Source organism: Metallosphaera cuprina Ar-4 (assembly GCF_000204925.1).
GTDB classification, from domain to species: Archaea; Thermoproteota; Thermoprotei_A; order Sulfolobales; family Sulfolobaceae; genus Metallosphaera; species Metallosphaera cuprina.
Genome location: NC_015435.1, coordinates 1,406,917 through 1,423,703 on the forward strand (window position 1 = coordinate 1,406,917; position 16,787 = coordinate 1,423,703).

17 protein-coding genes are annotated in these 16,787 nt (G+C 42.2%); 13 read left to right on the top strand and 4 right to left on the bottom strand.

Annotation, left to right across the window (positions count from 1 at the left end):
* Positions 1-7 precede the first annotated feature (7 nt).
* From MCUP_RS07310 to purT, 6 genes are all read left to right on the top strand, one after another.
* Positions 8-988: an FAD-dependent oxidoreductase gene (locus MCUP_RS07310; protein WP_013738156.1), complete on the top strand. Its 981-nt coding sequence runs from the start codon at positions 8-10 to the stop codon at positions 986-988.
* Between the two features lie 426 nt (positions 989-1,414).
* Entirely contained in the window at positions 1,415-1,831 is a 417-nt protein-coding gene (locus MCUP_RS07315) for a DUF3211 domain-containing protein (RefSeq protein ID WP_258167327.1), read from the top strand.
* An 80-nt stretch (positions 1,832-1,911) separates the two neighbouring features.
* A complete protein-coding gene (locus MCUP_RS07320) occupies positions 1,912-2,559 on the top strand; it encodes a hypothetical protein (protein ID WP_013738159.1) in 648 nt (215 codons plus the stop codon).
* A gap of 167 nt (positions 2,560-2,726) precedes the next feature.
* On the top strand, positions 2,727-3,161 hold the full coding sequence (locus tag MCUP_RS07325; RefSeq protein WP_013738160.1) for a hypothetical protein: 435 nt from the start codon (positions 2,727-2,729) through the stop codon (positions 3,159-3,161).
* 63 nt (positions 3,162-3,224) lie between these two features.
* Positions 3,225-3,827 carry a hypothetical protein gene (locus tag MCUP_RS07330; RefSeq protein ID WP_048057591.1) on the top strand — a complete coding sequence of 201 codons (603 nt, stop codon included), beginning with the start codon at positions 3,225-3,227 and terminating at the stop codon, positions 3,825-3,827.
* Between the two features lie 57 nt (positions 3,828-3,884).
* Complete coding sequence (purT, locus tag MCUP_RS07335) at positions 3,885-5,072, top strand: formate-dependent phosphoribosylglycinamide formyltransferase (RefSeq protein WP_013738162.1); 1,188 nt, start codon at positions 3,885-3,887, stop codon at positions 5,070-5,072.
* Here the strand turns inward: purT and MCUP_RS07340 are convergent, their stop codons facing one another.
* Positions 5,073-6,119 carry an acetoin utilization protein AcuC gene (locus MCUP_RS07340; protein ID WP_013738163.1) on the bottom strand — a complete coding sequence of 349 codons (1,047 nt, stop codon included), beginning with the start codon at positions 6,117-6,119 and terminating at the stop codon, positions 5,073-5,075.
* Positions 6,120-6,166: 47 nt separating this feature from the next.
* Between MCUP_RS07340 and MCUP_RS07345 the strand changes: the two genes are divergently transcribed.
* Positions 6,167-7,294 (top strand): CBS domain-containing protein, encoded by a 1,128-nt coding sequence (locus MCUP_RS07345; RefSeq protein WP_013738164.1) that lies wholly within the window; start codon positions 6,167-6,169, stop codon positions 7,292-7,294.
* Positions 7,291-8,010, top strand: a complete 720-nt coding sequence (locus MCUP_RS07350; protein ID WP_013738165.1) for a carbon-nitrogen hydrolase family protein — start codon at positions 7,291-7,293, stop codon at positions 8,008-8,010. Before MCUP_RS07345 ends, MCUP_RS07350 begins: the two co-directional genes overlap by 4 nt.
* 31 nt (positions 8,011-8,041) lie before the next feature.
* On the opposite strand, the gene MCUP_RS07355 is transcribed toward MCUP_RS07350, so the two are convergent.
* Complete coding sequence (locus MCUP_RS07355; RefSeq protein WP_013738166.1) at positions 8,042-8,524, bottom strand: hypothetical protein; 483 nt, start codon at positions 8,522-8,524, stop codon at positions 8,042-8,044.
* A gap of 167 nt (positions 8,525-8,691) precedes the next feature.
* Here MCUP_RS07355 and MCUP_RS07360 point away from each other — a divergent pair, with 167 nt between their 5' ends.
* Positions 8,692-9,483 carry a hypothetical protein gene (locus tag MCUP_RS07360; RefSeq protein WP_013738167.1) on the top strand — a complete coding sequence of 264 codons (792 nt, stop codon included), beginning with the start codon at positions 8,692-8,694 and terminating at the stop codon, positions 9,481-9,483.
* Here the strand turns inward: MCUP_RS07360 and MCUP_RS07365 are convergent.
* Complete coding sequence (locus MCUP_RS07365) at positions 9,478-11,574, bottom strand: xanthine dehydrogenase family protein molybdopterin-binding subunit (RefSeq protein WP_013738168.1); 2,097 nt, start codon at positions 11,572-11,574, stop codon at positions 9,478-9,480. The genes MCUP_RS07360 and MCUP_RS07365 overlap by 6 nt on opposite strands.
* 2 nt (positions 11,575-11,576) lie before the next feature.
* On the bottom strand, positions 11,577-12,062 hold the full coding sequence (locus MCUP_RS07370) for a PaREP1 family protein (RefSeq protein WP_013738169.1): 486 nt from the start codon (positions 12,060-12,062) through the stop codon (positions 11,577-11,579).
* 255 nt (positions 12,063-12,317) lie between these two features.
* Between MCUP_RS07370 and MCUP_RS07375 the strand changes: the two genes are divergently transcribed.
* From MCUP_RS07375 to MCUP_RS07390, 4 genes are read left to right on the top strand one after another with little or no spacing between them, the layout of a single operon-like run.
* The gene (locus MCUP_RS07375; protein WP_013738170.1) at positions 12,318-14,207 is read left to right on the top strand and encodes a 2-oxoacid:ferredoxin oxidoreductase subunit alpha; all 1,890 of its coding nucleotides are present in this window, start codon (positions 12,318-12,320) and stop codon (positions 14,205-14,207) included.
* Positions 14,194-15,117 (top strand): 2-oxoacid:ferredoxin oxidoreductase subunit beta, encoded by a 924-nt coding sequence (locus MCUP_RS07380; RefSeq protein ID WP_013738171.1) that lies wholly within the window; start codon positions 14,194-14,196, stop codon positions 15,115-15,117. The genes MCUP_RS07375 and MCUP_RS07380 overlap by 14 nt, the downstream gene beginning before the upstream one ends.
* Positions 15,118-15,175: 58 nt before the next feature.
* Positions 15,176-15,625 carry a hypothetical protein gene (locus MCUP_RS07385; protein WP_237697983.1) on the top strand — a complete coding sequence of 150 codons (450 nt, stop codon included), beginning with the start codon at positions 15,176-15,178 and terminating at the stop codon, positions 15,623-15,625.
* 25 nt (positions 15,626-15,650) lie between these two features.
* The gene (locus MCUP_RS07390; protein WP_013738173.1) at positions 15,651-16,598 is read left to right on the top strand and encodes a VIT1/CCC1 transporter family protein; all 948 of its coding nucleotides are present in this window, start codon (positions 15,651-15,653) and stop codon (positions 16,596-16,598) included.
* Positions 16,599-16,787 lie beyond the last annotated feature (189 nt).

Consider the following 16,787-nt stretch of genomic DNA (forward strand, 5'->3'; position numbering starts at 1 on the left):
AAAATCGTTGAAGCTAGTTATAGTGGGAAGAGGAATACTAGGAAGTTCGCTCTATCACATGTTAAGGAGGTTAGGTCACGAAGTTATCGTTATAGAATCAGGAGAGAGAAGAGTGTTTCCAAGTTTGATCCATTCTCTTCTACTTAAAGGAAAGGACATTGAGCTAGCTAGTGAGAGCCTTAACTTTTATAGGGAAATCAACGTTCCAATTAAGGAGTTCGATTCTATAACGCTAGGTAACATAAGTAAGGAAATTTTAGATTCGTGGGGTAAAGCAGGCGTTGAAATTAAGGAAACGTATGTAGAGTGGTTGAGAGAGAGAGGCATAGTATCTAGGGGAGGGGACAGGTTAGTCTACATTTCAAGACTGATCTCTTCTGTTCCTTTCATTAAAGGTAGGGCAAAAGTCAATTTAGAAAAAAGGGAAGTTCAAGTTGATGGCAGAACTATTCGCGCAGATAAGTTCCTGATAACGGCTGGACCTTGGAACCCATGTTTAGCTAAAGTAAAGTCAAAAAGCTATTATTGTTGGGCTACCGTAGTTATGACGAGTTTAATGCAATTAGGTAAATATTTTATTTATGATTATGAAAAGGGATTTTATTCAAGACCACTACTAGGCCTTGGCGGCGGGATGGCAATTGTGGGTGACGGCAAGATCATAGAGTCCCCTCCTGGAAGAAGGATTGCGATAGAAAGAGATGAGGTGATAGATAGGATTAGAGAGAGAATAGGTAAGATAGTTCCACTTCATACTTCAGGAGAGTTCTGTGAGGGTACCCCAGATATGAGACCTTCATACGGCGAGATAGTGGAAAACATCTATTACGCGGGAGGATTGGACGGATATGGCGCTGAGGTAGGTCCAGGAGTGGCTAAGCTCCTTGTAAATTACATATTTAAAGGAGAGAAAGTCAACGAGTATTTCATGGATAGATTCTCTAACGTTCAAGATTTTTCAATTGGTAGAGAGGCTCATGAGATCTGAGAGGGCAGCGTACGTAAAGTCTCTGCCTTTAGATAAATGGCCAGAACGACATCCAGCTTTCTCTCAATTTGGGCCGTCGTCTGAACCTCTAAACGAAATGAAACGTTGTATTTATTTTACTTGGATCACAAACAATTTTGAGTATAAAATAATTAAAAAAGGATACTAGAATCAGACTACTAATTCAAATAATAGATTGAGATTAAATTCTATCTCAACTTGTTGATTGGACTCTTGTCAGGTTACAATCAAGCTTCTTCATATAATTACAATATAGTTAGAAACAAATAATTATAAATCATTTTGATCTATAAATATATTTAATTATTCTTACCTGGAAAAACTTTATTTGAACCATACATTTGTATTAATAGAAAAAGTTTAAAGAGTATAAGCAACTAATCATAGTAGGTCACATTGATTAAAGTGACTAGAGTTATAACATCGCAGCATACAATGGATAGCCTCATTAAGATCCTCTCAGATCCGAACTTCACTATCCCTAGGTTGTTCCCTACTATCAAAATGTTGATAATAAGGGATGGATCGTTTAATGGGAAAGCGAAATACTTTCTTTACCAACACGAAGTGAAAGGCAACGTATACGTATCACAAAACGAGATCAGCGTTCCGTTCACTTTATTCTATAAAGAGAAAATAGGTTCAGGTAAGCTATCAATTTCGTTCAGACCGAACGGGCAAATCGCTGAGATTGTTCTCTCTTTATCATACGAAGGATGGATGGAGAAGCTCTCTAATCGGCTCCTAAACAAATGGATTGAGTCATTTCTCCACGGGTTAGAGGAAGATTTACGTTTGGAGAGAATAAAAAGGAAAATATGAAATGGCTTTTATATTTTTAAAAAGGTCCTATGAAGTCTTCAGACAACTCTTTTAACCGGCACAAGTGATAGGATAACTACATGATCTTTACGCTTAAGGACTTTCTGATTGGCCTTCTCTACGTAGTTTGGGTAGCTTTAGTTACACTGAAGCTCTCTAGGATCGTCTCTAAGAAAACTAATACCTATGTAGCTAGGAAGTTCATACATATGGCAGGTGGAGGAGTCGTAGCTGTCACGTCTCCTTTCCTACTTTCTTCACCGTTGGTGATAATATTAGCATCCTACCTTATGATGGCCTACTTGTTGGTAACTAGATTAAGGAAGCCCATGTCATGGTTTCAAGAAGCAGATAACATGGGAGAGGTTTATTTCTCTTTCTCCTTCGGAACCATATTATTGATGTCGTGGATTCTGGAGGGTGACTTTTGGCAACTGGGAAGTAAGTACTTATACGTAGCTTTGCTTCCCCTCCTTTTCATTTCGTTCGGAGACGCTGTTACTGGAATAGTTAGAAATTACGTTTACGGGAGGAGGTTCAAAGGTTTCTGGGGCTCTGTGGCCATGCTAGCCCTTACCATACCATTGGGGTATTTTTTACTCTCAATTCCTGGTCTAATTTCCGCTTTGATAGCGACAGTGGTAGAAGCCATTCCGTTAATAGATGATAACTTAAGCGTTCCTTTTCTCTCTTTTGCGTTCCTTTTCGTAGCCGTTAGATTTGGTTAATTTATTATTCATAACTATTTTAAAAATTCAGGATTTAAGTCTGAAAATGATTACTAAGGTACAATCTAGTAAACGGATTCAGGAATGGGAAACGTTCCTCACCGATCAGGAAACCGTCACGTCATCATCAAAAACGATATAGGATATCACATTTAAAAACTGTTTCCATGATATCGTGGTTACTTGGATCTAAAGTCCGGGACTGGGCCTATTTTAGGGAAATGTTTCAAGATTTTGAAAACGTTGCAGTTTATTCAAGCGCTCAAGGTGTAATTGAGATTGTTAAGGTATCAGATTTAGATCCTCTCCACTCCCAGGTCACAGTCTTAATTCATCCTAGGAACCTGAACAAGTTAGTAATATCTTACCTGAAACTGAAAGATTACGTAGCGTTCCCAGTGTTTAACCTGAAAGATCTAAGGGAGTTAGCTCAGAGGAGAAGGTGGAGGGCAATAGAATATTACTACTTATGGGAGTTTGAGGGCGGATGGGTTCTTTACGATTGTAAAAACTGTGAAGATGAACAGAGGCTACAGATCAACGTAGATCCCTTCGCTTCAGTGAACGAAAGGTTAGCTGTCTGGGAGGGGTTTCACACTTAAGTCCAGTTCCCAACGATCGTAACGAAGCGATCAACTAATTAATCGAGTCTCGTTTTACAAGATGTGCAAGTCTTTCGCTATTCTATTGTAAATGGAGAGCTTTATCCAGATGATAATGGAGAGGTATTAGTCTTCGTGGAAGGGCAACACCTTTTAATCAAGTACATGGGAAGGGAGCTTAATGATCTAAAGTTTCATCTTACTATTAAAGAAAGAGCTCTTCTAGAAAAGGTAAAGATGATCTCGCGCAGCACAGGGATAGAGGTTGACCCTACACCCGCTTTAGCCTATCCTGGAAAGAGCAGAACTTTGATGTTGAATAAACTCATGGGTCAAATATTCGAGGAGTTCGTGTATAGAATCCTAGCGAACAAGTTTCAAGTTCAAAGGCAGGTTAAGGCGTTCGAATCCTTATACAATTTCACTCACAGAAGGTATCACAACACTCCTGACATCCTTGTTGAGGGAAGGATACCTGTAGAGGCTAAAGTATCCTTTTATAACTACGAGCAGATCTCAGAATATTCTAAAAAATATAGAGTTGGTGCTGTAGTTCTGGCTTACTCGTCCAACTGCTACGTGCCATCCGGTTGGAGGTACTTCACTAATTTTCTTGCAGATCAAAGACGTCTTCTAAATTGGTTGGATTCTGTTTTACATGCTTAAGTAAAAATTTCTATCACAAAATAGTTACATTTTTATGTTAGCTAAGTAATGACACTCATGGAGTTCGGTACACCTCTTTTACAAGGTTCAAAGAAGATCATGATTTTAGGGAGCGGTGAGTTAGGTAAGGAGATGATCATTGAGGCGCAAAGATTGGGCATCGAGACAGTTGCGGTCGATAGATACGATATGGCCCCCGCTATGCACGTGGCTCATAGGAAATACGTTATTGACATGCTCAATCAGAACGCTCTGAAGGGTATCGTGAAGAGAGAGAGTCCTGATGCGGTTATAGCGGAGATAGAGGCGATAGATACCGATGCCCTCTTGGATCTAGAAGAGCAAGGTTTCAAGATAGTACCTAATGCAAACGCTGTAAAAACCTGCATGAATAGAATAGATCTCAGACGTTTGGCTGCAGAGGGAGTAGGCGTTCCTACTACAAGGTACGCCTTCGCGAGTAATGAAGAGGAGGCTAAAAGCGCCTGTAAAGACGTAGGTTTTCCTTGTCTTTTAAAACCTGAGATGAGTTCAAGTGGTCACGGTCACGTCTTAGTAAACTCCGTGGAAGATGTGGAGAAAGGGTATAGGGAATCAATATCGCACGCGAGAGGAAAGGGGAGGTCTGTTATAGTTGAGGAATACGTTAAGGTTGACACAGAGCTTACGGTCTTGACATATAGGCATATGAACAACGGTTCAATAGAAACTAAAACGCTAGAGCCTATCGAGCATCAGAGACCTAGTTACTACTACGTCGAGTCCTGGCATCCCTCTACTGTAGATCAAGATATCATTTCAAGATCTAAGGAATATGCTACAAGAGTAGTTAACGAGTTAGGCGGAGTTGGAATATTCGGTGTAGAAATAATAGTATCTGGTAATAGAGTTTTATTCAGTGAAGTCTCACCTAGACCTCACGATACTGGGTTGGTTACTCTAGCCAGCCAGGATATCAGTGAGTTTCAGATTCATATCAGAGCTGCACTGGGTCTCCCGATACCTCAAGTGAGGCTATTAACTCCTGCAGCGTCTCACGTCATTTTAGCTCAATATGAGACTTGGTCTCCCACCTACTTGAACGTAGAGAAAGCTCTTTCAATTCCAGGGGTACAGATTAGGCTCTTTGGGAAACCTTCGGCTTACGAGAAGAGGAGAATGGGAGTAGTGCTGGCCAACGGGAGTGACGTAAATGAAGCTAGAGAGAAGGCCAGAAAGGCAGCATCCATGATTCTTGTAAAGTGATCAGATTTGATGAACTTTTTTCACTCTTTCTACTACTTCCTTTACCTTATCCATAGTGAACGAAGTTGTTGAAGTTAAGCAGCAGTCATGAAGAGATTCCACTTCCTCCTCAGGTATTGCTAAAAGCTCTGCAACAGACACGGTCCATATCCTTGCGGTAGCATCGTAGTTATATCCTCCACCTCCAAGGAGGAGGATCTTCGATGATCTCTCGTGAGCTAAGTTGTGAATCCTCCTAATTATTGAGAGGTACCCTCTGGTGCTCAACTTGAGCTCAACTAGAGGGTCGTCGAAATGAGAGTCTCCACCTTCCTGGATTATTATTACCTCTGGACCGAATCTATTTAAAAGTGGCATAACCACCTCGTCGAAGGCGTAAAGGTAGGCATCGTCTCCAGTCCCAGGCGGCAAAGGTACGTTAACTGTTAGACCCTTCCCTGCTCCTATACCATCTTCGTAAACCTCACCTGTACCTGGGAAGAAACCTTTATGGTACATGTGGAGCGAAACCTTTAACACGTTGGGATCATCGTAAAGAAGAGCCTGTGTACCGTCTCCGTGATGTCCGTCTACGTCAACTATAGCTATCCTCTTGAAGAACTTCTCTCCTTCCTTTGCCGCTAGAGCCACATCATTGAACACGCAGAAACCTGAAGCTGAGCTTCTCTGGGCGTGATGTAGGCCTCCCCCAATGTTAATTGCGTGCTCGTATCCCTGAGAGAGAAGCCTTATCCCGGTAACGCTTCCCATCACTCTGATCAAAGAGCTTTCAAAAACGCCTTTGAAGGCTGGAGTGTCGCCATAATCGAGCAGACCCTCACCTTCAATGCTCTTCAGCTTCACGAACTCCACGTAGTCTCTAGAATGAAGAGAGTAAAGCACATTCTCATCAGGAGGGTCAGGTCTTCGTACTTCCATTTGATGGAAGAATCCTCTCTCCTCCATGTATTTTTTTGCTTTACTTTCTCTAAGTGACTTGAAAGGATGATCCCCTGGGAACGAGTAATCTAGATACTTGTCATCCCATACAAAAACTGTCTTGTGCATCCTAGTAGCTTTTATAATTAGATTAATAAAAGATTACACGTGGGGTTATGAGCGCTTTAGAACTCATGAGCCAGCCGGGTCTGATAGTTAGCTCTAGCGAGAAGTTGAGGGACGTTCTGAACAAAATGAGAGAGGCCAATCAATGGGTCGTTCCGGTAGTTAATAACAAGAAGTTAGTCGGAATACTCAGTTTCAAGGACCTAATTAGGAGGAGAATTAATTTAGAGACAAAGATAATAAACGTTTCCTCACCTGTCGTATCTTTATCTAAAAAGGACGACTTCACTAAAATTATCGTCAAGTTCTACACAACTAAGGTTAGAGCCATACCGGTCGTAGACGATTCGAAGAACTTACTAGGTATGATATCTAGGGAACAGGTGATCTCATATCTTCTTAATACAAATCAACTAGACTCTGGGAAAGCTAGGGAATTCATGAGCTCCCCTCCACTATCCTTGAACCCTGAGGACTCAGTTGCAAAAGCTAGGTGGAACATGGTAAGAGATAACGTATCCAGGTTGCCTGTGTTAGAGGAGAAGAAACTAGTAGGGATAGTGACAACAAGGGATATAGTTAACGCCCTTTACGTTCCATTGAGCGAAAGAAAGAGGTCTTCCATATTAACGGAAGAGGAGAGAATAATGGCTAGTCCAGTGAAGGAGATCATGACGTCTCCAGTAATTACCGTAAACGGCACAGATTCTCTTAAAGAGGTTGCCCAAAAGCTCCTCAAGTACAAGATATCCGGGGCACCGGTCATGGAGGGGGATTTCGTTGCAGGCGTAATAAGTGGAATAGATCTCATAAAATCGCTTCAATCGAAGTTCCAACTGTCTATGCCTATTGAGGCTAAGTTAACTACAGGTCTAAGAAACAAAGAGCTTAAGGCGCAGCTAGACGGAGTCTTGGAGAGATACATGTCCAAAATAGAAAGGTTCATTGACGTAAATAATTTCAGGGTATCGTTCAAGGAGGAGGCTTCAAGTCAGGGCAAACCGTTATATAAGGTATCAGTAAACGTTTCAACTAAGATAGGTAACTTCATAGCTAACGAAAGCGATAGGGATCCAGTTGCAGCAGTGAAGAGGGCTGTAGATACTCTAGAGCAAAGGTTAATCAAAAAATTAAAGAGAATACAGGAGAAAAAGGGTGACAAGGAAGAGGTAATTTGAAAATAGCTATGGTGCAACCAACAGCTAAGCAGACGGCAATTCAGAGCACTGAAAAGGCTCTAGAGGCTGGATCACAAATAATTTTGCTCCCAGAAAAGTGGGTAAGCACTTTAGACGAATTGCCCATAACCGACTTTCAAAGGTTGGCAGTGAAATACACGGCTTACATAATACCGGGAGCCGTGGAGGACGGCGTTTCTGTCATATCTCCCATAATATCTCCAAAGGGGAACATCTTGGGCTTGGCGAAGAAGGTTCACCTTTTCGGTAAGGAGAGAGGCAGGTTAATACCGGGTACATCAATCTCCTTTTTCTCAGTAAACGGAGTGAGAATAGGAGTGGTAATATGCTACGACTTAGACTTCCCTGAAATAGTGAGAGCGCTCTTCTTACACGGTGTGGAGATAGTTATGGTACCTTCAAAAATTAAACGTGAGTGGATGGACAGATGGAGAGATTACGTGAGGATGAGAGCCATTGAGAACAGGATAGCAATAGTCAACGCTAATGCCTTTCAGTTACCTGACTATCCAGGTGGAAGCATTGCGATACTTCCCTACAAGAGAGGAGAGATAGTTGACCTAAAGGTTGTGGCCGAGATGGGAGAGGAAGAGGGTTTCACAATAGCCGATATCGATCCAATGTCGTTCTTTCATCTTAGGCTAGAAAGACAGAAGGAAGTAGTTCAGTTTTCTGTTCAAGAGCTGAACGAGTGAAAAAAAATCCTTAACTTTAGTCAAAACCACGTTAGTCATGTTTCACTTCATGTTCCGCTGGATGAATAATTAGAAGAGGTTCGTTGCTAACGTTGAGATCTCCTTTAGGGTTTAGAGATACCTTATAATATATCGTTATCATTGCGTTATACGTTCCGTTTTGGATCTGTAATACCTTAGAAGGGTGTTCTTCACTCAAATTAAACGTTTGACCTTCCATCATTATTTCTACAACAAATTTCGAGAAGTCCTTTTTCAACTTTTCAACGTGTAATAACATTATAGTGTAATTATCTGTTTTAGTTATTACTATTGTAGCGTTAACTGTTACATTTCCTTTCATTCCTGGAGTTAAATTACCTAAATTTACATTTGCTGGTATTATTGTAATGTTATTTTGTGTGGAGATTATATGATACGATATAAATGCTATAGGACCGAAACCGGTAACTGAGGAAGCGGCTACTCCAGATCCTATTAGCAACGCTATTAGAGCCAGGTATATTGGTTTCATTGAGGTATTTCGCTTCGTTCCTCTATATATATGTTAAACGATATCAGGGCTTCCGGAGCGCTAATTTCATAGAAATATATTTGTTTCATTTAATGAAAAGCCAATTTATATATGATATAAGAGATTAAATACGTAAATATATATTGTTAGCTACGAAAAGTTGACCTATGGAACCAATATCACTGAAAGCGTTTATGGGAAACCCATTTACTAGGAATTTAGCAGAAGTAGCATTTAAATTGTCAGAAGAGATGGATATTGTTCCAATTGTATCTTTTTATTTAGAAGATGAGCTTTTAAAGAATCTAATTAAAAATTTAGAACAATATTTGAAAGATGTATACAAATATTTTTCTAAAGATAGGAATTTATTTTTGGAAAATGCTATAAAAAAAATTGATATTAACGCTAAAAAGATGAACGAGTTCCCTTATTATGCCCTTCCAGAGGATGAGGTCGAGTTGACTTTTGTAGAGAACAACTTGGTTCCGCCTAAGGTAGTGATTAAAGAGGGTAAGGTAAGACTGACCTTTGTACCTTACGAGTCTTACGGTGAGTTAAGAAGAGCCGTATCGTCTCAAGGTGAAGATGACCTAGTGGCGACGTTTAAAAACGGGAAACTAATTCATTTGGAGAAGAAAAGGAATATCTTTATAGAGAACAAATCCGTAGATGCCTTAAGTGAGGGAGAGGTGACGCTGAACTTCTATCCAACTAAATTCGTTTTATTCTCCTCCGTTTTGGCCATGAACGTAAGGTTGTGGGAGAACGTTGTTAAAGTCTCTACGCAAGGTGAAGATGTGATAATGAGGGTAGAGAGTGGTAAAGCTAGTAAACAGGAGGTTATTGAGGGAAACACGTTAAGCGCTAGAAGTAAGGCCGCATTATTTTACGATTATAAAAGAAAACTAATATTTGGTAAGGAGATCATAGACTCCCTAGCGAGCAAGTTATTATGACTTTTCAAATATATCTTCCGGTTTTACGGGAATTTTGGAAACCCTCTTCTTTATCAGATCTTCTATAGCCGACGTTACGGCAGCAGCTGCAACTCCAACTGGTATCTCACCTATTCCCTTAGCTCCCATAGGAGTGAAAGGAGAAGGCGAGGGGACTATGTTCACCTCTATCTCCGGAATCTCAACTGCAGTTGGCATGTTATAGTCCGACAAGCTGGTTGCCATTGGCTTACCCTCCTTATATTCAAAGCTTTCATATAGCGCTAGTGATATGCCTATGTACGTGCCCCCAATCACCTGTTCCTTAACTAGTTCCTCGTCGATAGGATTACCAGGGTCTATATAGACCACGTGTTTAACTGGTCTTATGATACCCGTATCGGGATCTATTTTCACTACGGCTAAGTCGCAAGAGAATGGGTAAGCGTTGAATCTAGCTTTACCTTGGAGAGTGTACGTATAGTTAACCTCCTCCTCAACTTGTGTCAGCGGTATTTCAGTTCCATCATCTGTCCAGAAAGCCCCATTCGAGAACGTAACGTCCTTACCTAAATCTTCCCTAATCTTGGTTCTAACTTTTCTCACTAGCTCCTCCGTGGCCCCTTTTATCGCTCCAGCCATGAAGACTGCCATCCTGCTTCCTCCAGGTCCGAAACTCGAGCTTATCTTAGAAGAGTCCAGATACTCTATCGATGTCTTTTCCATAGGTAACCCCAGAAGTTGAGAGACTAACTTCATAGCCGTGTGCTCGTTTCCTTGGCCCTCAGGTCCATATCCTATCCCAACGATCACTTTACCACCTCTTATTGAGAGTTTAACCTCCTCTTGCCCTGAGGGAGTGCTGGGATCAGTGGAACAGGCTAATCCCACACCATATCCTTTATTTCTCATTTCAAATATGTCCTTTCTAGACAGCGCTAGTTCTAGCAAGCCGGTCGGATTACCCGAGTCGTAAGTGGCGTAGGGAGCCACGTAAGGGAACGTCCTTATTAGATTCCTTTTTCTGATCTCATACCTCGAGATCCCCAGCTCATCCGACACTGCGTCCATAATCCTTTCCAGTGCCCAGGTATGAGGAGGTGTCCCAGCTCCCCTGAAAGCCCCTGGCGGGTTCTTATTAGTAGCAACTAAATTAACTTCATATCTAATGTTCTTTATTGAATAGGGACCGGCTAGTATTCCTGTAGGCTTAAAAGCTTGTCCACCAGATGTAGCTGCGCCTACATCTTCCCAAATCTTGATATCCAAACCCGTTATAGTTCCGTCTGATAGGAAAGTTGCCCTCGCTCTAAATTTCCTTTCCGGTCCTGAACTGTTCGATGACGTAAGGTGTTCTGTTCTCGTCTCTACCCACTTTATAGGCAACTTAAATTTCCAGGATGCGAACGCGGCAGTGACTGCGTAATTTAGAACTGAGAACTTTGCCCCAAAACTACCTCCCTGTCTTATAGGTTCAGCTATCACTCTTATGTTTAAGGCCCTTGAGATCTCATTAGCCAAGAAGTTAGGGGCCTGCATGTTAGCCTTAAGCCTAACTCCCCACTGTTCCGGGTACGCTATTACCTCAAAGGGTTCTATCGGGTTCCCTGAGGATCTGGACCAGTAGAGGTCCAGGGTCACCTCTTTATTATCAGGTATACTACCGTATTCGAACGTCTTACTTCCCACTACGTTAGACCCCAGTTCCTCAAATAGGAGACTCTCCCCCTTCAACGCCTCATCTATGTTGTTAACCGGTTTTAATTCGTCGTAGTCAACCTGAACCAATTCGGCCAAATCTAAGGCCTTGTACGGGTCGTCTGAAATCACCATGGCTACGGGTTCACCAACATATCTAACTTTCTTTACAGCTAGTGTGACCCCCTCTAAAGAGGATCCCTCCCTCTCGTTTCGATCCGTTTTCCCTAAAATCATATCTTTACCCGTTAAGACTAGACCACCCCTGTTAACAACGTCGGAGTAATCTATTGACCTTATTAGTGCGTGAGGGTATGGACTCCTCACCAACACAGCGTGATATCCTTTGAAAGGTATGTCATCTACATAAGTTCCTTTTCCTTGAATCAGATCTATAACGTCGGATCTGCGCATGCTTAACTTTGAAACTCAACTATTAAATTTCTTAGTTCAGTAAGTAGTGACTTCAAGTGCCTCACTCTATAGTCGAACTCCTCTCTATTTTGAGGACGTGGATGAAACTCTCCATGAAGTCTTTCCGCATTCACGAAGCTAACTATTAGTGACCCTTTGTTTAACTTATAAGCTAAAAATTCTATCAAAGAGTAGTGATCTTGATAGCTAGCTACTTGGAAACCTAATTTCAATCCCACAGCCTTCATCAGATAGGAGAGAGCTCTCCAATACAGCTCCCCAGCCTCAATTAACATTCCCGCCTCAGTAAGTTCATCACCCTCAGTTTCAAAGTCCTCGCTCAGTTTCATGAGGAAATCTAATCCCTCCTCTTTGTCCAACCTATCTAGCAAAAGATCTATTATCACGTCATAGTTCCTCCTTCTACTGTTGTCAGCGATCTGATTTATCTTTCTAGCTAGCTCGTTCGGTACTTCTAAGGTTTGCATGAGTTATAGTGTGTGTAACTGTTATATGAACAAATCTACTGTTATATGAACAAATCTAATGCAGCGATCGATCTTATATCGTTAATTACAAAGATCGGTTAAAAGATGAGGAATAAACTTATTCTTAAGGAGAAGTTAATCAGTTCTGTTATCGAGCGTTCACGAATTTCGAAAGTTTATATAGTATCTGACATGTTTATAATCATCAGGAGGTTCACTTTAATATCTTCTGAAGCATATTATAATACGAGAGTAATGAGGATAAGTTGGGAAATTGGAGGGGCCCAGGGTGCAGGTGTGGACACTTCTGCTAACATCTTTGGAGCAGCATTAGCTAGTGCTGGTTATTACATTTACGGAAATAGAGAATATTACTCCAACATAAAAGGTAGGCATAGTTATTTCAATTTGACAATAAGCGACGTTAGAGCAAGGAGCGTTTCAAGCGTTGTTGACATACTTGCAACGTTCGATGCAGAAACCGTCTTTCAACACTTTACCGAAGTTAAGGGCGTGATAATTTACAATAAGGGTGTAAAGGACACTAAGTTAGAAAGGGTTCAAAGCATGGAACCGGAGATTCAAGAACGAGTTAGTGAGTTCTTGACGTCAAAAGGATTTGGGACTACTGTATCGGACGCTCTAAAATACGCTGAGGGAAAGGGAGTGAAACTAATCGAACTGGATTATGACGAAATAGTTAAGAAAACCGCAGAGAGCGTGGGAGTCCCTATGTCAGTAGCTGAGAGGGCTAAGAACACTGCAGCTATTGCCGTATCGTATGGCCTCACTGGTCTGAAAAAGGACTATCTCTTTGACGCTTTGAGGAGAACGTTTAAACAGGAGACATTCGTTAAGATAAACACTACGGCGGCCGATCTTGTGTTGGCTTCAGTCAAACCCCTTTACAACCTAAAGGAGCTGCCTAAGACTGGAAGGAGAATACAGGTGGATGGCAACACCGCAGTGGCGATGGGGAAGATATATGCAGGATTGAGTTTCCAGAGTTACTATCCTATAACCCCTGCCTCCGATGAGAGCGTTTACATAGAGGCGCACCAGGAAGTGATGTCACTTGATCCTGAGACTGGAGATAAGGTAAAGAGGCCCATCGTAGTGGTTCAATCAGAGGACGAGCTTGCAGCAATTAATATGGCATCTGGGGCAGCGCTAACAGGTGTCCGAGCAGCCACAGCAACGTCTGGTCCTGGATTCTCATTGATGGGTGAGGGAATAGGCTGGGCCGGAATGAACGAGGTTCCAGTCGTGATAACTTATTATGTAAGAGGAGGCCCTTCGACTGGTCAGCCAACTAGGACCTCACAAGCGGATCTCTTATTTTCAATGTACGTTGGTCATGGGGAGTTCCCCCGACTGGTCATAGCCTCTAGCGATCACGTTGAGGCTTTTCAGGACGCTGTTTGGGCTTTCAACCTAGCCGAAAGGTATCAGACTCCAGTAATCCATTTAATTGAGAAGGCTATAGCCAACGCCTATTCAATTTTCGAGACAGACGAACTAGGCCTTGACAAATTACGTGCAGAGAGGGGAAAAATGGTTGACGCACCAGATGGCGAATTCCAGAGGTTCAAGTTCAGTGAGGACGGCATATCTCCTAGAGCCGTGTTAGGTAAGGCTTACCTGTTCTATACAGGCGATGAGCACAACGAACTGGGGCATATATCTGAGGATTCCGAAAACAGGATTAAGATGTATGAGAAGAGGCTCATCAAGTTGAGAACGGCTGACAAGGAGATACCAGAGGAAGAGAGAGTTAAGCTTTACGGCGATCAAGACTCAAAGATCGCTGTTATAACTTGGGGTTCGCCTAAGGGTGCAGTCCTAGATGCTGTGGATCAACTTAAAAATGAGGGGATGAAGTTACAAGTGATTCAGATCAGGATGTTCAACCCGTATCCAAAGAACCTGATGAAGAGGTTACTCTCAAACAAGGAGGTCATAATCGACGTCGAGGGTAACTATGAGGGCCAAACCGGTATCATTAACAAGTTAAGTACTGGAATAGAACCGACTAACTACATACTAAAGTGGAACGGTAGGCCAATGGCGTGGGATGAGGTATATGAGGGGATCAAGTTGGCGTTGAAGGGAGAGAAGAGGGTGGTATTACATGGCGGTGCCTAAGGTCTGGACACCCGAGTGGAACGATTGGTGCCCTGGATGCGGTAACTTTGGAATAATAAATGCCGAACAACAGGCAATATCAGAGCTGGGATTAACTCCGGAGGATGTGGTGGTAGTCTCAGGAATAGGATGCTCCGGAAAGACGCCACACTTCTTTAGGCTACCCATCTCAGGGGTTCACACACTTCATGGAAGAGCGTTAACCTTTGCCATCGGTATAAAGCTCTCTAATCCAGAGCTTACCGTGATAGTTAACGCCGGGGATGGCGATCAATTGGGAATCGGGGCTGGGCACTTCGTAAATGCGGGTAGAAGAAATGTGGATATGTTGATTTTGCTTCACGATAACGGAGTATACGGTCTGACAAAGGGCCAGGCTTCGCCGACTTTAAGGAGAGGAGAGAAGACGAAATCCCTTCCTAGACCTAACATCAACGATAACGTTAATCCTATAGCCTTAGCTATATCCTCAGGATACACGTTTGTAGCGAGATCATACGCTTATGACGTAAAGCACCTCAAGGAGCTGATCAAAGCTGGGGTGAGGCATAAAGGGTTGGCATTGATTGACATACTTCAACCGTGCCCTACTTACAACGACATACACACTAAGGAGTACTATGATAAGAGGGTGTATAAATTGGACTCTGATCCAAACTGGGATCCAGTGGTGAGGAAACCAGAAGAGGAAGGAGACAAGATGGCTAAGGCCATGCTTAAATCTTTGGAGTGGGGAGAGAAGATTCCCATAGGAATATTCTATCAGAACGAATTGGTCCCATCATATGAAGAGAGGATAGCCGGTAACGCTCAGTCTTACAAGCAGAGGAACCCATCAAAGGTTAAGATTGAGGACGGAGGAAAGTTAACTACCATAATTGATGATATACTGAAGGAAAAGGAAGTATAACTCTTTTATTTCCTAGAACTTTATTTTCTTAATGTCAGAGGAGTATTTTATTAATTACATGAACGATAAAGTTTTTGTAATTCTTATCGGTAGTTCAGTCGATAAAACCTACCTTTATTACCCTAAGGGGGACGCAGTGTTTGTCTTAAAGAAGGATGAGGTTGAGTTGATGGAAATAGACGAGGTAATAGGACGCGCGCCCGCAGGTTTAAAACTCTCTAAGCCGAAGGAGAGCTGGAATGAGATCAAATCTAGGAGAGTCGTCTGGTACATATTAGAAAAGGAAATAGAGGCTGATAACGTTTACCTGGTTCTGAGGGACGACACAGATTATAAAAGGATAGAGAATTCATCGCCAAACAGATTAAAGTATTTTGTATTAAAGGACGCCAACCCAGAAGAGTACAAGGATTGGTGTTGCGTTCTTATAGCATCTACACGAGACGTGGAAGTACCATCAAGTTTCAAGAAGGTGTTCATGGGAGAAATTATTCGAAACAACTCTTAAATAGTAGTAATTCTAATAAATTCACATGGAAAAGCTTGTTCAAAGGAACTACAAAGCTGAGTTGCTTGGGAGCGAGCTCTACGCTAGCTTAGCCTCTATTGAGAAAGACGAGAAGGTGAAAGAAGTGCTTAGAGAACTAGCCGAGGGAGAAGCTAATCACGCTAAGTTCTGGGAGAGTATAGCCCAGTCTAGGGGAATAAGGCTAGGTAATCTGGGAGTTATGGACAGAATTAAGATACGCCTTCTCCTGAAGGTTAGGAAGGTCCTTGGCGTAGCTTTAGCACTCAAGTTGGTTGAGGCTGGAGAGGAAAATGACGCTGAGAAGTATTACAAACTCTCTACGTCTCCCGAGTTCAGCGATACTGAAAGGGAGGGGTTTAAGAACATAATGATGCAAGAGTTAGTTCATGAAGATCTTCTAATTCAGAATCAGATTAACGTGGACTCTATTAGGGACTCAATTTACGCTGTAAGTGACGGACTAATAGAGGTGTTAGCTTCCGTGTCAGGTTTAGCTGGTATTTTTCCTAATCCGCTTTACGTTGCCATTGGGGGGTTAATTGTCGGAGTTTCTGGCATGATATCAATGAGCATTGGGGCTTACCTGTCCTCAAAGTCAGAGGAGGACATTAGGAACAACGCGTTAAGGAGAGCGAGGTTGAAGAACCAGGAGACGGATCAAGCTGAAGCTAACTCTAGGACAAAAGAGAGCGTAAGGACTACCGCAATCTCTTACATAATCGGTGCACTTGTTCCTATCATACCGTTTATCCTGGGATTGAAAGGGAATCCTGGGCTGCTCACCGCTTACGCTATAACTGGAGCCTCGACTTTCATGGTTGGTTCTTTGATTGGAATAGTAAGTGACGTTAACCCTTGGAAGAGAGGAGCCTTGATGACCGGTTTAGCGCTAGGTGCTGCCCTGCTGACTCATGGACTTGGAGTTCTAGCCCATCTTGAAGGACTTGGATGATCTATTGAGATGAACTTAACTAAACAAATCCTTTCGAAAAGTGAAATACGAACATGAAGATGAACTATTCGTTGACCAGAGAAGTATCAAATTCAGCTGAATGCAATCCGATTAGCTTCCTAGGAGATGGTTTATTGACTGAACATTTAGACACGTTATCGTTTGAAACTTCACACATTCTTTTTACTT